Origin of the sequence: Streptomyces sp. NPDC091371, from assembly GCF_040684275.1 — a bacterium.
Lineage (GTDB): Bacteria > Actinomycetota > Actinomycetes > Streptomycetales > Streptomycetaceae > Streptomyces.
The window spans coordinates 175,631-190,790 of record NZ_JBFBFP010000005.1; the positions used below are offsets into that span (position 1 = coordinate 175,631).

Genomic DNA, 15,160 nt, shown 5'->3' on the forward strand with positions numbered 1-15,160 from the left:
TCTTCGGCCCTGTGGTGGGGGCCCTGTCCTGCCGAGAACCCATCTTCGCATTTGTCGGGGGAACGCGGGACGCCGGGCCCGGCATGTGGCAGGTCGTTCCGTCCGAAGCTCGGGTTACCGCTGCGTAGAAACCTACGGATTTCGTTGTGAGCGGAACGCACCCCGGGCCCTGACCGAAGGACGATCAAGGCCCGGGGTGCTGTGTGTCACATCGACACCTTCATCAGGAGTGGCGTCAGCCCAGGTCGCCCGTGGCCGTGCGCTCGGCCAGCCGCACCAGGGTGCGCACGGCCGTGCCGGTGCCGCCCTTGGGGGTGTAGCCGAACGGGGCGCCCTCGTGGAAGGCCGGGCCCGCGATGTCGAGGTGGGCCCAGGTGATGCCCTCGCCGACGAACTCCTGCAGGAAGAGGCCGGCCAGCAGGCCGCCGCCCGCGCGCTCGCCCATGTTCGCGATGTCCGCGGTGGGGGAGTCGAAGGTCTTGCGCAGGTGCTCGGGCATCGGCATCGGCCAGGAGGCCTCGCCGACCTCCTCGGCGATCTCGTGGACCGAGGTGCGGAAGGCGTCGTCGTTGGCCATGACCGCGAAGGTGCGGTTGCCCAGCGCCAGCACCATGGCGCCGGTCAGGGTGGCGACGTCGACGATCGCGTCCGGGTTCTCCTCGGAGGCGCGGGTCAGCGCGTCACCGAGGACCAGGCGGCCCTCGGCGTCCGTGTTGAGCACCTCGACGGTCTTGCCGCTGTACATGCGCAGCACGTCGCCGGGCTTGGTGGCGGAGCCGGACGGCATGTTCTCGGCGAGCGCGAGCCAGCCGGTGACGTTGACCTGGAGGCCCAGCTTCGCGGCCGCGACGACGGAGGCGAAGACGGCGGCGGCGCCGGCCATGTCGCACTTCATCGTCTCGTTGTGGCCGGCCGGCTTCAGGGAGATGCCGCCCGAGTCGTAGGTGATGCCCTTGCCGACGAAGGCGAGGGTCTTCTCCGCCTTGGGGTGGGTGTAGGAGAGCTTCACCAGGCGCGGCGGGTTCTCGGAGCCCTTGCCGACGCCCATGATGCCGCCGTAGCCGCCCTTGACCAGCGCCTTCTCGTCCAGCACCTGGACCTTGATGCCGTTCTCCTTCGCGGTCGCGGTCGCGACGGCGGCGAAGGCCTCCGGGGTGAGGTCGTTCGGCGGGGTGTTGACCAGGTCGCGGGCCACGTTGACCTCGGTCGCGACGGCCGTGGCGCGCTCGACTGCGGCCTTGTGCTCCTTGTCGCGCGGCTTGGCGCCCAGCAGGGCGACCTCGGCCAGCGGCAGCTTGGCGCCGTTCTTGGCGGCCTTCTTCTCGCCGCCCTGGTAGGCGGTGAAGGAGTACGCGCCCAGCAGCGCGCCCTCGGCCACGGCGGTGACGGCGGAGGCGTCGTCCAGGGGAAGGGCGAAGCCGGCCTTCTTGCTGCCGTGCAGCGCGCGGGCGGCGGCACCGGCGGCGCGGCGCAGCACCTCCTCGTCGAACGACTCGTCCTTCTCGGGGACGGAGCCGAGCCCCACCGCCAGCACGACCGGGACCTTGAGGCCCGCCGGCGCCGGCAGCTTGGTGGTCTCGCCTTCGGCGCCCGTGGCGCCGAGCGCGTCGAGCACGTCGGCGAGCTTTCCGTCGTACGCCTTGTCCACGGCCTCGGCTCCGGCGGCCACGATCGGGCCCTTGGGGCCCTTCGCCACGCCGACCACGAGGGCGTCGGCGCGCAGCGTCGCAGCGCCGGCAGTGCTGAGAGTCAGAGCAGTCACGGTGGTGAAGTCTCGCTTCCGTTTGTATGTGTGGGCCGAGTGGGTGGACGGCCATCCGCAGCGATCGTATTCCGGCCCGAGGGCCGCCAGAAATGAGCCTACGCGTGCGGACTCGTCCGTACGCCACTCGAAGGTTTGGCAGATTGTTCGATCAACGGGTCATCAGGTTCACCCATCTGTGGACTCTGCTCCAGGTTTGCCCCGTAGACCTGACGAGGTCCGAGAGACTCGGTCCACTCTCGCAAGGGGACGTGGGGTTCCTTTGCATGATTTCCACAGCGCCTCCCCGGTCCGGCCATCCGCCAAGGGCCGCTGTCGAGGGATGCCTGCGGGGGGAAAGGCCGAAATGGTCAATAGGAATCGGATGAACAGGGCCGCCGCCATGATGGCCGCCGCGGTGCTGGTGTCCGTGGCAGTGCCCGCCGCGACCGCCCAGGCGGCCACGGCTCCGCGCATCGACCTGAAGGTGCTCGTCGTCGACGACGGCGGCAGCTCGGTCGGCGCGATCACCGCGGAGCTCCGCGACACCGGAGTCCCGTACACCCGCGTCGAACTGGGCAGCGCCGGCCGCCCGGTCATCAACGCCGCCTTCCTCAGCGACACGGTCGACGGCCGGCCGCGCGCCAAGTACCAGGGCGTGGTCCTGCCGAACGAGAACCCCTTCGGGGAGGGGTCGGCCGAGATGGCCGCGCTGAGCGCGTACGAGACGACGTACGGGATCCGCCAGGTCGACGCCTACACCTGGGCCCACCCGGGCGTCGGCCTGGAGTACACCGACAACGGCGGCTACAGCGGCCAGCTCGACGGCACCCAGGCCGCGGTCACCGCCGCCGGCAAGGCGGGGCCCTTCGGCTACCTCGGCGGCCAGGTCGCCTTCGAGGACAACTCGGCGCTCGTCCCGGAGAGCTACGGCTTCATGGGCAAGCCGCGCGCCGGCTACACCAGCTACCTGGACGCCCCGGTCGGCTCCGGCCGGGCCTCGCTCGTCGGCGAGTACACCCACGACGGCCGCAGCGAACTGGTCGTCACCTTCGGCTACAACCAGTACCAGCAGCAGTTCCGGCTGCTCGCCCGGGGCATCGTCGAATGGCTCACCCAGGGCGTCCACCTCGGCCAGAGCCGCAACTACTTCGCGGTCCACGTCGACGACGTCTTCGCCCCGGACGCCCGCTGGAACAAGGAGCTCAACTGCACGCCCGGCGACTACGCCTGCGCGGGCGGCGAGGGCAAGGAGAGCACCATCCGGATGACCGCCGCCGACGCCGTGTACGCGGCGCAGTGGCAGACGTCCAAGAACTTCAAGCTCGACATGCTCTTCAACGGCGGCGCCGGCGAGGAGTGGAAGGCCGAGAACGGCGGCACCGACGCCCTCACCGCCCAACTCGTCGCGGACCGGGCCAAGTACCGCTGGATGAACCACACCTACACGCACCCGTTCCTCGGCTGCGTCCAGGACACCAGCACCGTGCCCTGGACCTGCGTGAAGGACGCCTCGGGCGCCATCCAGTACATGAGCCGCGCCGAGATCTCCGCCCAGATCCGCGACAACAACAACTGGGCCGCGTCCAAGGGCATCACCACCGACCGGACCGAGATCGTCACCGGCGAGCACTCGGGCCTCAAGACCAACCCGCAGCAGCCCCAGGACAACCCCAACCTGGCCGGCGCCTTCGCCGACAACGGCATCAAGTGGGCGGGCAGCGACAACTCCCGCGAACCCGCGCAGCGGGCGGTCGGCGCGGCCATGACCGTGCCCCGCCACCCGATGAACGTGTACTACAACACGGGCACCAACGCGGAGATGGCCGACGAGTACAACTGGATCTACGCCTCCCGCGCGGACGGCGGCAGCGGCATCTGCGAGGACAACCCGGCGACCTCCACCTGCCTCCCGGCGGCCCTCGACGTCACCACCGGCTACCTGGACCACATCGTCCCGCAGGAGGCCCGCACCGCCCTGCGCCACGTGCTGGCCAACGACCCGCGGCCGCACTACGTCCACCAGTCCAACCTCGCCGAGGACCGCACCCTCTACCCGGTGCTGGGCCAGGTCCTCGACACCTACCGGGCGCTCTACGCGCCCAGCGCCCCGATCGTCAACCAGAGCATGAAGGACACCGGGGTCGAGCTCGGCCGCCGCGCCGCCTGGGACAGCGCGCTCGCCGCCGGCAAGGTCACCGCCTACCGCATCGGCACCACCGTCACCGTCAAGGCGCCCGCCGGGCTCCTCGCCCCGGTCACCGCCCCCACCGGCACCAAGAAGCAACTGCTGCTCGGCACCTCCGACTTCGGAACCGCCTACGCGGGCAGCCGCTCCACCTGGACCGGGCCGGAGCTGCTCCAGACCGCGGTGACGCTGCGCCTGCCCAGCTGACCGGAGTCCGCTCCGCACGTACGCCGCAAGCCGTCACGAGTACCACCTGCGCCGGCGCTCCGCGAACCACGGGCGCCGGCCCCTTTTCCGTCCTGGGGGGACACACCGCATGAGCCATGGGCGTCATGTCACCATGCTCACCGAAGGCACCTACCCGCACGTCCACGGGGGCGTCAGCACCTGGTGCGACCAACTGGTACGCGGGATGCCGGAGGTCGACTTCAACGTCATAGCCCTGACCGGCTCCGGACGCGAGCCGGTCACCTGGGAACTCCCGCGCAACGTGTACCGGCACACCGCCGTCCCGCTCTGGGGCCCTCCGCCCGGGCGCGGCCGCCGGTCCGCCCTGCGCGGCAAGGCCCACCGCCGCTTCACCGAGGTGTACGAAACCTTCCTGCTGTCACTGCTCGACCCGGCGCACGGGGGATTCTCCGAAGCCCTGCGCGAACTGGCCCTCCTCGCCCGGGCCGGCAAACTCGCCCCCGCCCTGCGCTCCGAGTCCGTCCTGCGGCTCCTGATGGACGTGTGGACCCGGCCGGCCCTGACCACCGCCGAAGCCGAGCCCACCATCCACGACGCGCTCACCGCCACCGACCTGCTGGAGCACGCGCTGCGCCCGCTCGCCGTGCGCATCCCGCCCGACAGCGTCGCGCACGCCGTCAGCAGCGGCCTCGCCACCCTCCCCGCCCTCGCCGCCAAACACCTCGACGGGGTCCCCTTCCTCCTCACCGAGCACGGCATCTACCTGCGCGAGCGCTACCTCGGCTACCGCAGCGCCGAACAGCGCTGGCCCGTCAAGTCCCTCATGCTCGGCTTCTACCGCGAGCTCAACACCGAGGGCTACCGGCAGGCCGACCTGATCACCCCCTGCAACCGGTACAACCGCCGCTGGGAGGAGCGCGGGGGCGCCGACTCCACGCGCATCCGCACCGTCTACAACGGAGTCGACCCGCACCTCTTCCCCGAGGCCGGACCCGAACCCGAGGTGCCCACCCTCAGCTGGTGCGGCCGCATCGACCCGATCAAGGACCTCGAAACCCTCGTCCGCGCCTACGCCTTCATGCGCGAGGAACTCCCCGCCCTGCGGCTGCGCCTCTTCGGGCCGGTCCCGGCGGGCTGCGAGGAGTACCGGCTCCGCCTGGAGAAACTCGCCGCCGAACTCGGCGTCAGCGACGGCATCACCTTCGAGGGCCGCATCGACCAGGTCGCCAAGGCATACGCGGCCGGCAGCATCGTGATGCTCTCCTCCATCAGCGAGGGCTTCCCCTTCAGCATCATCGAAGCCATGTCCTGCGGCCGCACCACCGTCTCCACCGACGTCGGCGGGGTCCGCGAAGCCGTCGGGGACACCGGCCTCGTCGTCCCGCCCCGCGAGCCCGAGACCATGGCCCGCGCCACCCTTGCCCTGCTCCGCGACGACGAACGCCGCGCCGAGCTCGGCCGGATGTCCCGCAAGCGGGTGGTCGAGAAGTTCACCCTCCACCAGTCCGTGGACGGCTTCCGGCACATCTACCGGGAACTCGCGGGCCAGCCCGTGGTCGCCGTACACGAGGGCGACACCTGGACCCAGCGCCTCGCCGACCCCTGGTACCGCGAACTCGCCGCCGACGGGAGCCTGTGGTGAGCGGATCCCTCTGGCTGAAGCCGCCGCAGCCCGGACAGCCCGGCCGCCCGGGCGCGGCCCGCATGGCCGCGGCCGGGCACCTCCCCGGCCCCGCGGCTCCGGGCGCGGCCGGTGTACCCGGTGGCGGGCAGGGCCCCGGCCCTGCCGATCCGGGCTCGCCCGGTGCCGCCGGGCCGGGGGCGGACGGATTCTCGGCCGGGGCGGGTCGCGTGGACACGCTGCCCGCCGTCCCGCGGCCGCGCCGTGACGGGCCGTGGGCCGCCGACCCCCTCGACGAGCTCACCGCGCGCCTCGACGGCCTCGTGGCCGCCGCCGTGCATCCCGACGAGATCGCCGCCGTCCTCGAATCCGACGGCATGACCGACGAGTACATCCGCCTCACCTACGGCCGCCACGACTCCTTCGCCCTCGCCGAGGAGCTCTACGCCCGGGTGCCCCGCGCCTTCCCGGAGCCCGAGAGCGCCCCCGACCCCTGGAAGGTCTCCCTCACCGCCTGCCTGCTCCGTGGGGTGATCTTCGCCCTGCCCGGGCTCGCCTACGTCCTCGGCGCGCCCCTCCTCGACGGCCCGCCGGACCGCCTCGGCCTGCCCGCCGGGACCCTGACCCTGCTCGCCGGAGCGCTCATCGGCTGGGTCTGGGACCAGACCCTGTCCCACCGCGCCTACTCCTGGCTCGGCCTCGGCGACCGGGCCGCCGCCGGGCGGACCCTGCTCGTCGGCGCCCCCGCCGGGTCCCTGCTCGGCACCGCCGCCGCGCTCGCCGTGCCCGGCGGGCCGCCGTTCTCGTACGCCTTCGCCGCCGGACAGGCCGTCTACGTCGGGGCCGCCACCGTCCTGCTCGTCCTCGGCCGGGAACGGGTGCTGCTCGCCGCGCTCGGCCCGATGGCCGCGGGGGCGGTGCTCGCCCTCTTCGTGGACCTGCCGGTGCCGGTCCGCGTGACCCTGCTCGTGGTGTCCCTGCTCGCCGCCTGCACCCTGGCCGTACGGGAACTCCCGCTGGTCGAGGGCGTACGGGCCGGCGCGCGCCGGATCCGGGACCGGGCGCGGCGGCGGCCGGGCGAGGGCCCGGTGCGCTGGCGGATGCTGCGGGGCGCCGAGGAGGAGTTCGGGCCGCGCGGCCCCCGGCTCGGGGACTCCGTCCCGTACGGGGTCTTCGGCCTCGGCACCGGCCTGCTCGTGCTGTACGCCGCCCTCGGCGAGGTGCTCGCCGGCGGCCCCGCCGAAGCGGTCGCCGCCCCCTCGGCGGTGGCCCTCACCCTCAGCATGGGCCCCGCCGAATGGCTGCTCCACCGCTTCCGCAGCGGCAGCCTTGCCGGGCTGCGGGCCGCCCGCTCCGCCGGGGCGTTCCGGCAGCGCATGCTGACCACCCTGGCCGGCTGCCTGGCCGCCTACCTGGCGGTGCTGCTCGCCCTCGGGCTCGCCGGCACCCTGCTCTGGCCCGGCGCCCCCGCGCTCACCGGGCTCCGCGCCGCCACCCTGCTGCTGCTCGGCGCCGTGATGTGGACCGGGCTGCTCCTGCAGTCCTTCGGCGCGGTCCGGCCCGCCGCGGTGGTCTGCGCCTCGGCCGCCGTCGCGCAGAGCCTGGCCCTGCTGACCGGGCTGGGCCAGCCCCGGCTGGTGCAGCTGGTGGTGGCCGGCGCGGCCGCGGCCGTGCTGGCGACCCTGGTGTGCCTGCTGCTCGGCCGGGCGACGGCCCACCGATGAGAAACGACAAGGACCCCATGCTGCTGGTGCCCCTGTACGAGCACCCCGCCGACCGGCCCGAGGACTGGGAGCTGCTGATCCGCTCCGCGGGCCGCCTGCACTCCGTGGTGCTGAACCCCGACAGCGGCCCGGGCGCCGCCCCCGACGAGCGGTTCGCCCGCGTCGCCGAGCGGCTGCGCGAGGCCGGGGTGCCCGTCCTCGGATACGTCGACACCGACTACGGGCGGCGCCCGCACGCCGCCGTCGTACGGGACCTGCTGCGCCACCGCGACTGGTACGCCACCGACGGGGCCTTCCTCGACCAGGCCTGCTCCGCCCCGGAACGCCTCCCGCACTACGGCCGGCTCGCCGTCGCGGCGCGGGCGGCGGGCGCCCGTACGCTGGTCCTCAACCACGGGGTCCACCCGGACCCGGGCTACGCCGAACTCGCCGACCTGCTCGTCACCTTCGAGGGCCCCTGGGACGCCTACCGCGAGGCGCCCGCCGCCCCGGACTGGACCGCGGACCACCCCGCCCAGCGGTTCTGCCACCTCGTCTACGCCGTCCCGGCGGGCGCGCCCGCCGCCGAACTCGCCGCGCAGCGCGGGGCCGGGGTGCACTGCGCGGTCCCGGGGACGGGCCCGCACCCGTGGGGGACCCTGCCGTACGCGCTGGAGGCGACCGGATGAGACGCACCCGTATCCGGACCCTCCTGGTGGCCGCCCTCGTCCTGCTCGCGGGCTGCACGGCCGCGCCGGAGGAGGACGAGCCGGCCCCGTCGTGGCCCGACCAGGCTCCCGGGGAGCGGTGGCAGCCGAGGCCCGGGACCGGCTGGCAGTGGCAGCTGACCGGGAAGCTCGACACCTCGGTGAAGGCGCCGGTCTACGACGTGGACGGCTTCACCACGACGAAGCAGCAGGTCGCCGCGCTGAAGAAGGCCGGCCGCAAGACCATCTGCTACCTCTCCACCGGAGCCTGGGAGGACTTCCGCCCCGACGCGGACGCGTTCCCGGAGTCGACGCGCGGCAAGGGCAACGGCTGGGAGGGCGAACGCTGGCTGGACATCCGCCGGCTGAGCGAGCTGGAACCGCTGATCGCGAAACGGTTCGACATGTGCCGGGAGAAGGGCTTCGACGCGGTCGAGCCGGACAACATGGACGCCTACCGCAACGACTCGGGCTTCCCGCTCACCGCGGACGACCAGCTGCGCTACAACCGGCTCATCGCGAAGCTGGCGCACGACCGGGGGCTGGCGGTGGGGCTGAAGAACGACCTCGACCAGATCCCGGAGCTGGTGGGGGACTTCGACTTCGCGGTGAACGAGCAGTGCGCGCAATATGCGGAGTGCGAGCGGCTGACGCCCTTCGTGGAAGCGGGGAAGGCCGTCTTCCACGCGGAGTACGAGTTGACGCCCGACCGGTTCTGCAAGGTCGCGCGCGAGCTGAAACTGAGCTCCCTGCAGAAGCGGTACGACCTGGACGCCTGGCGCCGCCCTTGCCGCTGACCGGGCCGACGCTGGAACCGCCGCTGCGCGGCGCCCTGGGCTCTGCCCAGACCCGCTCCTCAAACGCCGGAGGGGGCACGATCCAGCCTCGCCGGCGTTTGAGGCGCGGGGTCTGGGGCGGAGCCCCAGGTGCTTCAGCCCGCCCGGCGGTTGAGGACCGGGTCCGGGCAGCGCCCGGGGACGGCTCCGCGCAGCGGGGGTGGTCAGGTCGGGAGGATGGCGTGGACGCGGTAGCCGCCGCCGAAGCGGGGGCCCGCGAAGCACGACCCGCCCAGAGCCGTGGCACGCTCCCGCATGCCGAGCAGCCCGTGGCCCCCGCCCGCCTCGCCCGCCTCGCCCGCCTCGCCCGCCTCGCCCGGCTCCGCCGGAGCGGCGCCGCCGTCGTCCAGGACGGTCACCTCCACCGACGGCCCGACCCGCACCACGCTGACCTCCGCCCGCACCCCCGGCCCCGCGTGCTTCCGTACGTTCGTCAGCGCCTCCTGGATCACCCGGTACGACGCCAGGTCCACCGCCGCCGCCAGCGGCTCCGGCCCCAGCTCGACCATGACCCGTACCGGCAGCCCGGCGTTGCGGAAGGTGTCGGCGAGTTCGTCCAGGACGGCCAGCCCCGGCGCCGGCTCCGTCGGCGCCTCCGGGTCGCCGGACTGCCTCAGCAGCCCCACCGTGGCCCGCAGCTCGTTCAGCGCGGAGCGGCTGGCGTCCCGTACGTGCGCGAGGGCCTCCTTCGCCTGGTCCGGACGCTTGTCCATGACGTGCGCCGCGACCCCCGCCTGCACGTTGACCAGCGCGATGTGGTGCGCCACCACGTCATGGAGGTCTCGCGCGATCCGCAGCCGCTCCTCGGCGACCCGGCGCCGGGCCTCTTCCTCCCGGGTCCGCTCGGCCCGTTCGGCCCGTTCCCGGATGGCGTCGACGAAGGCCCGCCGGCTGCGCACCGCGTCCCCGGCGGCGGCGGCCATCCCGGTCCAGGCGAAGATGCCGATGTTCTCCTGCGCGTACCACGGCAACGGCCCGGCGAGCATGGCCACGCCCGTCAGCCCCGTCATGGTGAGCAGGCCGATCCGCCAGGTCGTGGGCCGGTCGGTCTGCGCGGCCACCGTGTACAGGGCGATCACCGCGCACATCGCGACGGGCGCCCGCGGCTCCCCGGTGGTGAGCTCCAGCAGCGAGAGCCCGCAGGTGACGGCGAGCACCGCGCGCGGCTGCCGGCGCCGGAACACCAGGGCGGCCGCGCCGAGCAGCATGAGCAGGAGCGAGAAGGGCTCGGGGGTGCGGGTCCCGAAGGTGGGCTGGCCGTGCGGGCCGTGCGGATCGGCGAAGGACCCGACGACCATCGCGACGAGCGCCCCGAAGGCCAGCACGGCGTCGGTGGCGAGCGGGTGGGCCCGCGTCCACTGCCGGCAGGACGCGATGGGCCCGAGGTCTGTCGTCACGGTAGGACACGGTACGGCCTGTTCCGCCCGGGCCCCTACGCCGGAGACGGCCCCTGCGGCCCCGAGGGCCCCGGCGGATGCCGCTGCCCCAGCGGCATCCGGGAGCGGGCCGGCCCCCACTTCGCGCGGACCACGCACACGGCCATGACCGCGGCGATGGCCGCCAGGTGTTCCTTGCCCGCCAGGTTGTCCTTGATCAGCACCTCGCCGATCATCACGAGGATGACCAGGGCCCCGGTCACGTACGCCCGGTAGCGCCAGCAGACGTAGATCGCGAGGCCGACGACCGCGGCCGAGGGCCCGGTGTCGTTGACGATCCGGTCGGACACCGGCAGGCCGAAGGGGTGGTCGGGGCCGAGCGAGAGCCCGATCCGCGCGTACGTGGTCCCGGCGAGCGTGGCCACGTAACCGATCACCAGCGTGCGCCACCAGCCGATGCAGATCTCGGAGATCCCGAAGACGATCAGGATCTGCGCGAGCGCCCCCCACACCGGCAGGTCCAGGGCCGGGACGAAGAGCGACAGGGGGGTGCGCAGCAGGGCCAGCCACAGCGGGTCGGCGGCCTTGACCGAGCCGAGGTTCTGGACGGGCTGGAAGCCCCAGGAGGTGTTCTGCACGATCTGGAAGACGGAGGTCAGGCAGACCGCTCCGATCGTCATCGGGATCGCCCGCCACTTGTCGCGGGCGAGCGCGTCCCGGACGGTCCCGAGCAGGGGCCCCCACTCACGGCTCGCGAACTGCCGGAGTGGGGATGTGGTCCGCGCTGTCAACGGCGGGTCTCCAGGTGTCTGCGGTGCAGCCACTTCGGAAGGCCGGGGGCTTCGAGGAAGCCCTCGGCCCGGCCCGCCGCGATGCCGATCCGCAGTAGGTCCGAACTCTTCTCGAAGAGCATGAACCGCGGTTCCCAGATAGGCCGGTATTTGGCGTTGGCCCGGTAGAGGGACTCGATCTGCCACCAGCGGGAGAAGAAGCTCAGCAGCGAGCGCCACATCCGCAGCACCGGACCGGCCCCGAGGCGGGAGCCGCGCTCGAAGACGGAGCGGAACATGGCGAAGTTCAGCGAGACCTGGGAGACCCCGATCTCCTTGGAGCGTTCCAGGAGTTCGATGACCATGAACTCCATCAGGCCGTTCTCGGAGTCCCGGTCGCGGCGCATCAGGTCCAGCGACAGGCCCTTGGGCCCCCACGGTACGAAGGACAGCACGGCCCGCAGATCGCCGTTGCCGTCGGTGCACTCCAGCATCACGCACTGGCCGTCGGCGGGATCGCCCAGTCGGCCCAGCGCCATGGAGAAGCCGCGTTCGGTCGCGCCGTCGCGCCAGTCGTCGGCGCGGCGCAGCAGCTCGTCCATCTCGTCGGCGGGGATGTCGGCGTGGCGGCGGATGCGGACGGTGTACCCGGCCCGCTTGACGCGGTTGTAGGCCTGGCGGACGGTGCGCATGGCGCGGCCCTCCAGGGTGAACTCGCCGGTTTCGACGATGGCCTCGTCGCCGAGTTCCAGGGCGTCCAGGCCGTGCCGGGCGTAGATCTGCCCGGCCTCCTCGCTCGCCCCCATCACGGCCGGCACCCAGCCGTGCTCGCGGGCCTCGGCCAGCCACGGTTCGATGGCGCCGGGCCAGGCCTCGGGGTCTCCGATGGGGTCGCCGGAGGCGAGGGAGACCCCGCCGACGACGCGGTAGGTGACGGCGGCCTTGCCGGTGGGGGACCAGATGACGGACTTCTCGCGGCGCAGCGCGAAGTAGCCGAGCGAGTCGCGGTCGCCCTGCCGGGCGAGGAGTGCGCGCAGCCGCTCCTCGTCCTCCTCGGTGATCGGGTCGACGGCGCGGCGCGAGCGGAAGGCGGCGAACAGTACGGCGACCAGCAGCAGCATCGACATGACGTTGATGAAGACGTTGACCCAGCCGGGCGTGCTGATCATGTGTTTGATCTTGGCTTCCGGCTCCAGGGTGATCAGCCGCATCACCCCGTACAGCCAGCGGTCCCAGAAGGTGGCCTCGGCGCTGTGCGGGGCGGTGTTGGTGGCGCCGACCAGCAGGGCTGCGACCAGCGAGGTGGCCAGCAGGCCGAAGGCGGCGACGGCGCTGGCGAGCGCCGGGTTGGAGCGGTCGCCCTTGGCGTAGGACTCGCGGCGGCCCAGCAGCAGGGCGCCGACGAAGAGGGCGGTCACCCCGAGGGAGACCCAGTTCTGGGCGTGCTCGCGGATCTCCTCGTACCGGTACAGGGCGTGCGCGAGCAGCAGTGCCAGGAGGCCGCTGAGCGCGAGGTTGAGGATCCAGGAGGCGCGCTTGCGGCGGCCGAGGGTGACGGCGAGCAGCAGGGTGAACAGCCCGGAGGCGAAGCCCGCCGTGAGCATGTAAGGGGTGTAGAAGTCGTCGGTGTTGTGGTTCCGCAGGTCCTGCCCGAGGGAAACCCACACCGCGCTCAGGAAGTTGACGAAGGCGATCGTCCGCAGGTACCAGATCGCGAACGCGGCGCCGCGCCGCGCGTGCGCGGTCCCCCTGTCGGCGCCCTTTCCGGTGCCCTTGTCCGTCCCCCTGTCCGTCCCCTTGTCGGTTCCCCCGCCGGCGGGGGAACCGCCGGTCTCTTTCCTGCCGGATGACGGACCGTTCGCCGGTACGGCGCCGCGGTCGGTCTCTGCGCTGGTCAAACGGACCTCTCCCATAAAAACCGATCATATGGGGCGTTACCGTCCATGAGCGGGCGGCTCCGGGGCCACGGCCTGGTCAGGACCGCGAACCCCGGCGGCTCATTCGGCCGGCTCCTGCGCCGCCCGCTCCGGGAGCTCCGCCGCGAGAGCGGCGGCCGCCTGGACGAGGGGGAGAGCCAGCAATGCCCCGGTACCTTCGCCCACTGTGACGCCGTGGTCGAGCAGAGGGTTGAGCGCCATCCGGTCCAGCGCCTTCGCCTGGCCCGGCTCGCCGCTCGCCTGGCCGGCCAGCCACCAGTCCGGCGCCCGGAACGCGGCCCGCTGGGCCACCAGCCCGCAGGCCGCCGAGACGACGCCGTCCAGGATGACCGGCGTACGGCGGACCGCGCACTGGAGCAGGAAGCCGGTGATGGCGGCCAGATCGGCGCCGCCGACCGCCGCGAGCAGCGCGACCTGGTCGCCGAGGACCGGGCGGGCCCGGCGCAGGGAGTCGCGGATCGCCGCGCACTTGCGCATCCAGGCCAGGTCGTCGATCGGCACCCCGCCGCGGCCGGTGACCACGGAGGCGTCCGTACCGCACAGCGCGGCGACGAGGGTGGCGGCGACCGTGGTCCCGCCGACGCTCAGGTCGCCGAGCACGACCAGGTCCGTACCGGAGTCGGCCTCCTCGTCGGCGATCCGCATCCCGAGCCGCAGCGCGGCCTCGGCCTCCTCGGCCGTCAGCGCGTCTTCCACGTCGATCCGGCCGCTGCCGCGCCGCACCCGGTGGCGGACCACGTCCTCGGGCAGCAGCTCCGGGTCGCAGTCGAGCCCCGCGTCGACGATCCGCACGCCGGCCCCGAGCCGGCCCGCCAGGACGGCGACCGGGCTGGTCCCGTCGAGCACGCCCCGCACCAGCTCGTGGGCGGTGCCGGCGGCCCGGGCGGAGACGCCCTCGGCGGCGATCCCGTGGTCGGCGGCGAACAGCACCACGCGCGGGCGCTCGATCGGCCTGACCGGAACCTGCCCCTGCGCGGCGGCCAGCCACTCGGCGAGCTCGTCGAGCCGGCCCAGCGCACCGGGCGGCACGGCGAGGCGCTCACGGCGTTCCTCGGCATCACGCCGGACGCCCCCGTCGGGGCGCTCGATCAGATCGGAGAAGTCGTCGAGATTCAGCGTGCTCATCTGCCAGAGAGTACAGCCGGTGAGGCTCTCCCTCAGGTCCCGTTCCGGGCCCTGGCCCGCCTCCCCGGCCGCAGGGCTCCGAGGTGCACCCCGAGCAGCACCAGCGGAGCGCCCAGGAGCAGACCGACCGTCAACTCCTCGTCGTCCAGCCAGGAGGAGAGCGCGATCGTCACCACCGGGACGACGACGAACACGTAGGCCGCGCGCGAGGCGCCCCAGCGGCGCACCACCACCAGGTACAGGACGAAGGTCAGCACCGACCCCGCCACCACCATGTACGCCAGCGCCCACCAGGTCTCCGCCCGCTCCGGCAGCCGCCAGACGTCCCCGGCGGCCAGCGAACCGGCGAACAGCAGCGCCGCCCCGGCGCTCATGCCGACCGCGTTCATCGTCACCGGGTGGACGGGAGGCAGCCGGTGCACGAGCACGGTCGCCTCGGCGAAGCACAGCACGGCGCCCAGCACCGCCAGCAGCGACAGCACCGGCACACCGCCCTGCAGCGGCGCCCGCGAGGCCAGCGCCACCCCGGCGACCGCGACGAGGGTGCCCGCCAGCGCGGACCCGCGGAAGGGCTCCTGACGCTGCGCCACCACCAGCAGCAGGGCGGCCAGCGGAACCAGTGCCAGCAGGGTCTGGCCCAGCCCGGCGTGGACCCGTACCAGCGCGTAGTAGGCCAGCGCGAAGGTCACCCCGAAGTTGAGCACCCCGTAGAGCACCGCCCCGGCCAGTGCCCGGCCGCGGGGCATCGGCAGCCGCATGACGGCCATCACCGCCAGCAGCACCACGGCCGCCGCGCCGAAGCGCACCGCGGCTCCCCACAGCGGGTCCAGCTCGCGGTTGCTGAACCTGACCCCGACCGCATTGCCGCCGCCGAACAGGCAGCACGCGGTGAACGCGGCGAGCCCGGCGCGCTCCGCGGCCGCTTTCGAGTCGTCCATGGGATCACCCGGCCGTTCCTCGGCTGCTC

Annotated in this window: 11 protein-coding genes; 5 read left to right on the forward strand and 6 right to left on the reverse strand. The window is 73.3% G+C overall.

Annotated features, from left to right (window positions below):
* Window positions 1–235: 235 nt before the first annotated feature.
* Window positions 236–1,762, reverse strand: a complete 1,527-nt coding sequence (locus AB0O21_RS09115; protein WP_365168132.1) for a leucyl aminopeptidase — start codon at window positions 1,760–1,762, stop codon at window positions 236–238.
* Window positions 1,763–2,126: 364 nt separating this feature from the next.
* Between AB0O21_RS09115 and AB0O21_RS09120 the strand changes: the two genes are divergently transcribed.
* The 5 genes from AB0O21_RS09120 to AB0O21_RS09140 all read left to right on the forward strand — a co-directional run bounded on the left by AB0O21_RS09120 (window position 2,127) and on the right by AB0O21_RS09140 (window position 8,946).
* Complete coding sequence (locus tag AB0O21_RS09120; protein WP_365168134.1) at window positions 2,127–4,136, forward strand: hypothetical protein; 2,010 nt, start codon at window positions 2,127–2,129, stop codon at window positions 4,134–4,136.
* A 109-nt stretch (window positions 4,137–4,245) separates the two neighbouring features.
* Complete coding sequence (pelF, locus tag AB0O21_RS09125) at window positions 4,246–5,760, forward strand: GT4 family glycosyltransferase PelF (protein ID WP_365168136.1); 1,515 nt, start codon at window positions 4,246–4,248, stop codon at window positions 5,758–5,760.
* Window positions 5,757–7,463 (forward strand): hypothetical protein, encoded by a 1,707-nt coding sequence (locus AB0O21_RS09130; RefSeq protein WP_365168138.1) that lies wholly within the window; start codon window positions 5,757–5,759, stop codon window positions 7,461–7,463. Before pelF ends, AB0O21_RS09130 begins: the two co-directional genes overlap by 4 nt.
* Window positions 7,460–8,131 carry a spherulation-specific family 4 protein gene (locus AB0O21_RS09135; protein ID WP_365168141.1) on the forward strand — a complete coding sequence of 224 codons (672 nt, stop codon included), beginning with the start codon at window positions 7,460–7,462 and terminating at the stop codon, window positions 8,129–8,131. The genes AB0O21_RS09130 and AB0O21_RS09135 overlap by 4 nt, the downstream gene beginning before the upstream one ends.
* Window positions 8,128–8,946 carry an endo alpha-1,4 polygalactosaminidase gene (locus AB0O21_RS09140; protein WP_365168144.1) on the forward strand — a complete coding sequence of 273 codons (819 nt, stop codon included), beginning with the start codon at window positions 8,128–8,130 and terminating at the stop codon, window positions 8,944–8,946. The genes AB0O21_RS09135 and AB0O21_RS09140 overlap by 4 nt, the downstream gene beginning before the upstream one ends.
* Before the next feature lie 203 nt (window positions 8,947–9,149).
* On the opposite strand, the gene AB0O21_RS09145 is transcribed toward AB0O21_RS09140, so the two are convergent.
* From AB0O21_RS09145 to AB0O21_RS09165, 5 genes are all read right to left on the reverse strand, one after another.
* Window positions 9,150–10,382: a histidine kinase gene (locus AB0O21_RS09145; RefSeq protein ID WP_365168146.1), complete on the reverse strand. Its 1,233-nt coding sequence runs from the start codon at window positions 10,380–10,382 to the stop codon at window positions 9,150–9,152.
* A 35-nt stretch (window positions 10,383–10,417) separates the two neighbouring features.
* Window positions 10,418–11,152, reverse strand: coding sequence for a hypothetical protein (locus tag AB0O21_RS09150; RefSeq protein ID WP_365168149.1), 735 nt, complete (start codon window positions 11,150–11,152; stop codon window positions 10,418–10,420).
* Window positions 11,149–13,044 (reverse strand): phosphatidylglycerol lysyltransferase domain-containing protein, encoded by a 1,896-nt coding sequence (locus AB0O21_RS09155; protein WP_365168151.1) that lies wholly within the window; start codon window positions 13,042–13,044, stop codon window positions 11,149–11,151. The genes AB0O21_RS09150 and AB0O21_RS09155 overlap by 4 nt, the downstream gene beginning before the upstream one ends.
* Before the next feature lie 84 nt (window positions 13,045–13,128).
* On the reverse strand, window positions 13,129–14,193 hold the full coding sequence (cobT, locus tag AB0O21_RS09160) for a nicotinate-nucleotide--dimethylbenzimidazole phosphoribosyltransferase (RefSeq protein ID WP_365168153.1): 1,065 nt from the start codon (window positions 14,191–14,193) through the stop codon (window positions 13,129–13,131).
* Between the two features lie 32 nt (window positions 14,194–14,225).
* The gene (locus AB0O21_RS09165; protein ID WP_365168155.1) at window positions 14,226–15,131 is read right to left on the reverse strand and encodes a DMT family transporter; all 906 of its coding nucleotides are present in this window, start codon (window positions 15,129–15,131) and stop codon (window positions 14,226–14,228) included.
* Between the last annotated feature and the right edge of the window lie 29 nt (window positions 15,132–15,160).

Excerpts from the sequence above, each read along its gene's own strand:
- AB0O21_RS09120 (WP_365168134.1), top strand. The coding sequence starts at position 2,127 with ATGAACAGGGCCGCCGCCATGATGGCCGCCGCGGTGCTGGTGTCCGTG.
- pelF (WP_365168136.1), top strand. The coding sequence starts at position 4,246 with ATGAGCCATGGGCGTCATGTCACCATGCTCACCGAAGGCACCTACCCG.
- AB0O21_RS09135 (WP_365168141.1), top strand. The coding sequence starts at position 7,460 with ATGAGAAACGACAAGGACCCCATGCTGCTGGTGCCCCTGTACGAGCAC.
- AB0O21_RS09140 (WP_365168144.1), top strand. The coding sequence starts at position 8,128 with ATGAGACGCACCCGTATCCGGACCCTCCTGGTGGCCGCCCTCGTCCTG.
- AB0O21_RS09155 (WP_365168151.1), bottom strand. The coding sequence starts at position 13,044 with ATGGGAGAGGTCCGTTTGACCAGCGCAGAGACCGACCGCGGCGCCGTA.
- cobT (WP_365168153.1), bottom strand. The coding sequence starts at position 14,193 with ATGAGCACGCTGAATCTCGACGACTTCTCCGATCTGATCGAGCGCCCC.
- AB0O21_RS09165 (WP_365168155.1), bottom strand. The coding sequence starts at position 15,131 with ATGGACGACTCGAAAGCGGCCGCGGAGCGCGCCGGGCTCGCCGCGTTC.